Annotated in this window: 1 protein-coding gene; it reads left to right on the plus strand. The window is 45.4% G+C overall.

Translation table 11 applies throughout. The annotated features are described in order from the left end of the window. Positions 1-973: group II intron reverse transcriptase (locus AC0QHF_RS09745; protein ID WP_324704012.1), on the plus strand; the 973-nt coding region annotated here is incomplete at both ends.

Below are 973 nucleotides of genomic sequence, written 5' to 3' on the forward strand. Positions count from 1 at the left end.
CTCCTCGCCAACATCGCACTGGATGGAATGGTGAGGCACATCAACAAAATCTTCCCTAACAAAAAGAAACAGAAGATTAAAGCAACGGTCGTCAGATACGCCGATGATTTCGTAGTCATATCACCAAAACTCGAAATCATTGAACAGTGCAAGATTGCCATTTCCTCATGGTTAAAGCCCATTGGACTCAGACTCAAACCAGAAAAGACAAGAATCTGCCACACACTTCGAGAAATTGAAGTTGACGGAGAAAAAGTCCAACCTGGTTTCAACTTTCTAGGATTCAATATCAGGCAATATCCAAAAGGAAAACATACATCCGGTAAAAGTGGACATGGGAACCTACTAGGCTTCAAGACCCACATCAAACCAGATAAGGAATCAATCAAAGCCCACATTGAAATGGTGAAAGAGGTGATTAAGAAACACAAAACAGCACCTCAAGCCTCCCTGATTAAACATCTCAACCCCATCATCACTGGATGGGCAAGGTACTATTCAGGAGTAGTCTCCTCGGAGATTTTCAATAAACTGGATGATATACTCTGGCAACAATTGCGGGCATGGATAGTATCACGATGCGGAAATGCCAAATACAAAACGCTCAGAAAGTATTACCGAACAGGAATGGCAAAACTGAGCAGCGGGAATGAAAGGAAGGACAAGTGGATTTTCCAAACCAAGGATGGTCTGCGACTCCAGAAACACGCTTGGACTCCCATTGTCTACCACACGCTGGTCAGACCAGACGCATCGACGTATGACGGAAATTGGGTCTACTGGGCAACGAGGAGAGGGAAATCAGCAGAAATCCCGAACCAAGAAGCCCGACTGATGAAAGACCAGAAAGGCAAATGCAAATGGTGCGGACAGCACTTCACTATTGAAGACCAAGTGGAGACCGACCACATCATCCCTAGATGCCTCGGCGGAAAGGATGATTACAAAAACCTCCAACTGCTGCACCGCCACT

The sequence above is a fragment of the Lyngbya sp. CCY1209 genome (assembly GCF_055795065.1).